Annotated in this window: 1 protein-coding gene; it reads left to right on the forward strand. The window is 41.5% G+C overall.

The window, feature by feature from the left end; translation table 11 throughout:
- The first annotated feature begins 453 nt into the window (after positions 1 to 453).
- On the forward strand, positions 454 to 7,452 hold the full coding sequence (locus tag HZY94_RS08040; protein ID WP_179925733.1) for a G5 domain-containing protein: 6,999 nt from the start codon (positions 454 to 456) through the stop codon (positions 7,450 to 7,452).
- Positions 7,453 to 7,679 lie beyond the last annotated feature (227 nt).

Genomic DNA, 7,679 nt, shown 5'->3' on the forward strand with positions numbered 1-7,679 from the left:
GTAGCGACGATCATTAATTGTCAAATGTTTTCCTTTTGTTGTATAATTGTTTTGCATCTCTGTGCCCTTCCTTTTGTTTGTGGTGAACAACAAGTATAGCACGGAGGTGTTTTCTTATAACTTACAAAATGATTTCATTTGACAACAGGGACTTTTGAAGCTGTTTTGAGGGCTAAACCAAGGCTATCATTAGCCTTGGCCAATTAGCCTAACAGCTCCAAACCTATTATCAAATGAAATCAGACAACTCATCAGAATGAGTTGTAGTACTTATCTAGCAGATAGGATGGGTGGCTAACTTCATTTTAAAATTTTTGATGGGAAATGTAAAGATTCTATAATGAATTAAGTAATTCATGGATATAGAGTAGTCTATGTGTTATAATAGGGTGAGATTTCTGTACGTATAATGCATATAGAAATTATTAAAAATAGAACTAAAGGAGACAGGAATTGGATAGAGGAGATGCTAGACAAAGATTTTCGATTCGGAAATATAAGCTAGGTGCTGCTTCTATATTACTTGCAACTGTATTTGCGAATGGTGCTACTGCAAGTGTATCTGCTGATGAACAAGTTGAGGCTAAGGAAAGTACAGCTAATGTTTCTTTAGAGTCATCTACAGAAGTGAACCTGGTAGAAGAATCAGTGAATGAAACCTACGTAGGGCCAGCTGTTTTAGAGTCGAATCCTGTTAAAGAAACTGTTACAGTAGAAGCAGTTTCTGAAGTTACAGATGTGAAGTCGGAGATGGGAGAAAGTTCTGTTACGGAATTGAAGTTAACAGAACTTAATCAATTAACCTCAGAAGCCTCTGAGTTGAAAGTTCAGGGAACAGAAACACCAGCTCTAGCTATAGTAGAATCCGAAAATAAAGCGATGGAGCAAGCAAATGCTCCAGTATTTACGGCAAATTTTGATAGTGTATTTGAAGCGAAGCAGGAAACGACTTCTCATCCTATCGTAAAGGGAGAGACAATTTCTGATGTGACAGCTCCAGATTTCAATAATAGAGCTGCTGTTCAAGACTTGGATAAGAAGTCAGAAAAAGTCGAGCAAGCTAGCCGTCTCCGTTCTTCTTTAAGAGCAACTGGAGCCCGGGAAGGCGAGGTAAGAATTTTTCAATTAGCAAATCAGAAGCAATACAAAACAGCAGATAATGCAGATGTTGGAGCTCGACTCATTTCTTTTGATGGCTATGTATCTGAAAATGGACCTGAACCTGACGGTAAATACCTTGTTCGCTGGGTTGCTAAATACCTTCCAACTCGAGTAAGTGGGCGAGCTACTTCTGCTCCTGTTGGGATTAGTATTGCTGGAACTGCAACCTATGAGATGCCTAAGACGGTATTGTTTAATGGTCAAACGATTACTGGGGTTCCCTCTAAGCGAGATGATACGACGAAATATTATTCTCCGTCTGTAAAGGCCAATATTGGTCAAGAAAACACATTGGAGTTTACATCTAAGGTAAGTCCTTGGCCAAATCGTGATGATTTTTGGGGTTATTTTGCAATTGATTTTGCGACTGCTCTTTCTCCAACTTATAATAAAGTAGTTGATCCATCTGAACGTAAGGATCCGATTCGAAATTTGATTAGTGGTAATGTTGGGTTAGATGGAAAAGCCTTTAAAGTATACAAAAATAGGAATCAAACGATTACAGAAGAGATACCATTTGCAACTGAATATCAAGCGGATGAGAGTCAAGAAGTTGGAAAAGATCTTGTAGTCCGTGAGGGTGTTAACGGAGAACAGACGGTTACTATAACGAGTTCGAAGAATGCCCAAGGAGAGACAGTTGAGACTAGAGGCGAACCAGTTGTTGTTCGTCAACCAGTATCGAAGCAAATTAAAGTAGGAACGAAGCCTAAGGTAGAAACTTCCGCAATTCCATTTGAAACTGTTTATCAAGATGATCCAGCTATGAAGGCTACTGATCCTGAAGTTGTTGTGACGGAAGGAAAAGAAGGTCAAAAAGTTGTTACGACTACCTATAGTCTCGATGAAAAGACAGGAACTGTAACACCGAATCAGCCAACTGAGAAAATCACAGATCCAGTTTCACGTGTTGTTAAGCGCGGAGTTGGTAGTGAATCGACGATTCCATTTGAAACTCGCTATCAAGCGAATGAAGAGTTGGAAGCAGGAGAACGAGTTCTTGTATCTAAAGGACAGGAAGGAGTTCGTCAACCAGATGGTAGCGTATCCAAGGAACCTGTAGCAGAAGTTTATCAAGTAGGAACGAAGCCTAAGGTAGAAACTTCCGCAATTCCATTTGAAACTGTTTATCAAGATGATCCAGCTATGAAGGCTGGTGATCCTGAAGTTGTTGTGACGGAAGGGAAAGAAGGTCAAAAAGTTGTTACGACTACTTATAGTCTCGATGAAAAGACAGGGACTGTAACATCGAATCAGCCAACTGAGAAGATTACAGATCCGGTTTCACGTGTTGTTAAGCGCGGAGTTGGTAGTGAATCGACGATTCCATTTGAAACTCAGTATCAAGCGAATGAAGAGTTGGAAGCAGGAGAGCGTGTTCTTTTAACTCAAGGACAAGAAGGAGTTCGTCAACCAGACGGTAGTGTATCCAAAGAACCTGTGGCAGAAGTTTATCAAATTGGAACAAAGCCTAAGGTAGAAACTTCCGTAATTCCATTTGAAACGACCTACCAAGAAGATCCAATGATGAAAGTTGGTGACCCTGAAATTGTAGTTCGTGAAGGTATTGATGGTAGTAAGAAGCTAACAAGAACCTACACATTGAATGTAGTTACAGGTCAATTAACAGAAGATGTTAAGGAGGAGGTAACTCCTGCAACTTCAAAAATTATCAAACGAGGCTCGAAACCTGATGATAGGGAAATTGCTTTTGATGTAGAATATATCGAAAACAAGGACTTAGAAGTAGGAGTTCAACGTGTATTGCAAGAGGGAACTCCTGGCAAAGAAAGTGTTGTGTTTGAAGAGAAATCTGGAGATGCGCAAATTCAAGTGCCTGCTAAGAGTGAGCTAAGTGTAGAAACACGGAGAGTTCCTCAAGTAGTTATTGTTCTAGTTGAAGATAATAATAAACTTTATCTTTACAATGGAGTGAAAGAATTAGCTCCTTTATGGGATAATCTACAGCCAGGTGATAAATTGTTATGGATTCAAGCTGGAAGACTGCCAGAAAGTTTCCACAATCCTAGCGCAAGTCTTTCTATTAAAGGAACAGATCCTGCGATTAAAGACTTAACTAGAATTGACGATATAACTGCTGACCAGATTCCAGAACGTTATGGTCTAACTCCAGAGGAGATTGCTGGAGCAGATTTGCGACTTGAAACAGATTTATACACATTAAACGACCAAGCATTAAACAATAACCCTACTTTAAAAGAGTTGTTGAAGAATGTTGCTTCACGAACGATTTCTATTAGAAATGTTCAGGCTGCTGATAACCGTACGCATCGAACCCTTCAATTTGCACAAAAATCATTTGAAAATGCTGGTTTTGAATCAAAATTTGATGATCGCGAAGGGCTGTTAGCTTCCACTCTTAAAACAGAGCAAGTTGTTCATACAATCTACAAACCGTTAGAAATCTCAATTGAAGATGTATCAAATGATCTAGAGATTACTGAGGCCAATCTTGTTGTTAATGGTCAAAAACAAGCATTGACTATTGCTAATGGAAAAGTTAAGGATACCTATCTCCCTACTTCAGATGCTCCTATTACAATTGATTATAAATATAAAGGAATGCCTACTGCTAATAGAATAGTTGTTACGAAAGTTGTAGCAGATGGGAATGAAGTTATCAAGGATGAAAAAATTGTAGAGTCATCTAGTCATTTGAATTCTGTACCACCGGTTAATAAAAAAATAGAAGTTGGAACGAAGCCTAAAGTAGAGGAACGAAAGATTCCATTCGGTATTGTTTTTGAGGCTCGCGATACGGAAGAAGTTGGTTTTATGTCTGTCGTGAGGACAGGAGTTGTTGGACTTGAGCGGACAACGACTACTTATACTTTAAATCAGTCTACTGGAGAAGTGACTTCTAATGCGCCAGTAGTGGAGACGGTTCAAGAGGTTCGTAATCGAGTTGAATCTCGAGGGACTAAACCCAAAGTAGAATCCTCAGCAATTCCATTTGAAACTGTTTATGAAGAAGATGCAACAATGCTTGCGATAGATCCGGAGGTAGTTGTTGTTGAAGGTCAAGATGGAGAAAAGGTAACTACGACCACTTATAGTATGGATCCTGCTACTGGAGAAGTTTCACCGGATGAAGTAACAGAGCAAGTGAAGCCTGCTGTTCAAAAAGTTGTTAAGCGAGGAGTTGGTTTGCCGACAGAGATAGCTTATGAGACAACTTATATTAGTAATGTTGAGTTACCTGTTGGAGAGAATCGAGTCCTGATTAAAGGGATTAAAGGTCTCCGTCATCCTAATGGTTCAGTATTAGAGCCTGCTATTCAAGAAGTTGTTCAAATTGGAACAAAACCAAAAGTTGAAACAGAAACTCTAGCCTTCAAGGTTGTTTATCAAGATGACGCAACCATGTTGGCGACAGATCCAGAGGTAACAGTTGTTACTGGACGCGAAGGTAAACGTGTATCAACAACAAACTATAGTCTTGATGTCAAGACTGGTCAAGTAAGTCCTCAAGTACCAGTAGTTGTTACAACAGATGCAATTGATCAAGTAATCCGTCGTGGTACGGGAACAGAGGCCAGCCTTCCATTCCAGACTGTCTATCTATCAGCATTGGAATTACCAGCAGGTGAACGTGTGCTTGTGACTAAGGGTCAAACGGGTCTCCGTCATCCAAATGGATCTGTTACAAAAGAAGCAGTGAACGAAGTTTATCAAGTTGGTGTTAAACCAGTTGAAGTGATTGAAACCTTAGCATTTGAAACAATCTATCAAGAAGATCCATCCATGTCAGCTAAGGATCCAGAGCTTCTTGTCCGTGAAGGATTGGTTGGTCAACGTGTGACCATTACTCGTTACAGCTTGAACAATGCAACTGGTGAGGTAACGGCTCAGACGCCTGAGGTTCGTGAAACCTTAGCCAATAACCGTATCATCAAACGTGGGGTTGGTGCTGAGTCTTCAATTCCATTCAAAACTATTTACTTAGCAAGTAGCCATCTCCCAGCTGGAGATAAACTTCTTGTGACTACAGGTCAAGCGGGTGTCCTTCATCCAAATGGTAGCGTATTGAAAGAAGCAATTGCTGAAGTTTATCAAGTTGGTGTGCAGCCACTTGTTGTAACAGAAGAATTGGCCTTCCAAACTCGTTATGAAGATGATTCAATGATGCGTAAGGAAGATGCTCCTGTTCTTGTTCAAGAAGGAAAATTGGGTCGTCGTGTTACAACAACTAGCTATAAACTGGATGAAATGACAGGTCTTGTAACGGCTCAAACTCCAGTTGTTGAAACAGTAGCAGCTGTTGATCGTGTCATGAAACGCGGAACAGGTCAAGATGAAGCTGTTCCAGCAGACCGGATTTACATCGCTTCTAGCAGCCTTGCAGCGGGTGAACAGGCAGTAGCAGTTGCTGGTAAACCAGGACTTCGTCATCCAAATGGAAGTCTCCTTCGAGTTCCTGTAACAGAAGTTGTTCAAGTCGGTGTTCGTCCAGTAGTGGTTGAAACAAAATTGGCCTTCAATACAACTTACCAAGATGATGCAAGTATGCTTGCAACGGATCCAGAAGTTGTTCTTGTTGAAGGTGTGGTTGGAAAATCTGTGAAGACAACAACTTATACCTTGAACTATCAAACAGGCCAAGTAACAGCTGAAACCACAGAAGCTGTGATTCCAGCTGTTCACCGCCTCATCCGTCGTGGTACCGGTCAAAACGAAACACTGGCCTTCAAGACAAACTACGTGGCTTCTGAAACTCTTCGTGTCGGTGAAGTGCGTGTGATTGTTGTTGGAGAAACAGGGGTTCGTCATCCAAATGGAACTATTACCAAAGAAGCGGTAAATGAGCTGATTCAAGTTGGTGTCCGTCCAACAAGCCGGACAGAAGCTGTGGCTTATGCGACAGACTATGTTGCGGATGCAACAAAACCAGCTGAAACCAAGACCGTTCTTGTTGCAGGAGTTCCAGGCGTTCGGACTTACACAACCACTTACGTTATGAACGATAAGACAGGCCAAGTAACTGCGCAGCCAGAAACATCAGAAGTGACTGTGAAGCCAGTGAATGAATTGATCCAGGTTGGAACAGCGCCAAGCTATCGTCAGGAAGAAGTAGCCTTCAAGACTCGCTATGTTGCGGATGTGACTAAGAAGTCGAATAGCCAGACAATCTTGGTTGAAGGAGTTCCAGGCGTTCGGACTTACACAACTCGCTATGTTATGGATGAAGCGACTGGTCAGGTAGCTGCTCAACCAGAAACAGCAGAAGTAACTCGTATTCCAGTTGTTGAATTGATTCAGGTTGGAACAGCCCCTGATTACCGTCAGGAAGCGGTTGACTTCTCTGTTATCTATACAGCAGATGACAGCCTTGTTGCTGGTGAACAAGTTGTTGATGTTGAAGGAAGCTTGGGCGTTCGGACTTATACGAAGACTTATGTTCTAGATGAACAGTCTGGCCAAGCAGTAGCTCAACCAGAGACATCAGAAATCACAACAGCTGCAGTAGCCCGTCAGGTTCGTGTCGGTGTGAAACCAAAAGTTGAGGTTGAAAACCTAGCCTTTGAAGTTCGTTATGAAGAAGATCCGAAGATGCTCCCAACTGATCCAGAAGTATTGGTTCAAGAAGGTGTTGCCGGAACGAAAACAACGACAACAACTTACACCTTGAACATTCAAAACGGTGAAGTGACAGCTGATACTCCATCTGTAGTCGTTGTGGATCCAGTTGTGAAGATTATCCGTCGTGGAGTTGGTCAAGTAAGCCCAATTGCCTTCAAGGTTATCTATAAAGCTGATGATCAGCTAGAAGCTGGTCAGAAAGTAGAAGACCAAGCTGGTAAAGAAGGTGTTCGTCATCCAAATGGCTCTGTTCTTGAAGAAGCACAGGATCAAATTATCCGTGTTGGTGTTAAGGCAGTGATCATCGAAACGAAGATTCCGTTTGAGGAAGAATGTATCGAAGATCCAACCATGCTAGAAGGTACAATCGTTGTTGTGGAAGAAGGACGTGAAGGAAAACGGATCGTTAAGAAAACTTACACTCTGAACGAAGAGACTGGTGAAGTGACAGAAGTTGTCACTGAGGAAGAAATTCCAGCTGTGAAGCGCGTGATTAAACGTGGAACAATGAAACCAGTTGAAGAGTGCCCAGTTGTTCCAGCAGCAGATTGTCCAGTACCGGCAGTTGCAAGTCCAGAAGTGAAGACTCTTCCAGAAACTGGAACTGAATCAGGAGCAGCCCTAGCTCTAGTAGGAGCAGCTAGTCTTCTAGCTGGTGCGGCCCTTGTAAAGAAAAAAGAAGAAGACTAAGACTAAGACGCAATCAAGTCTAATCGAACTTCGAAATCGCCAAAGAGGCTGGGAGTAATCCCAGCCTCTTTGATCTTGTGAGAGTTTTGTGGAGAGTTTCATACTCATTTAAAATCAAAAGTTGAAAAATAATGGATGCTTAGTTTTGAAATACAACAATATAAAACCACTACGTATCTAGAAAGGACCTTGTCCATTCTCTATTCACAATGGATTTTAAGGTCATA

Origin of the sequence: Streptococcus danieliae, assembly GCF_013415245.1 — a bacterium.
In the GTDB taxonomy this organism is placed as follows: Bacteria; Bacillota; Bacilli; order Lactobacillales; family Streptococcaceae; genus Streptococcus; species Streptococcus danieliae_A.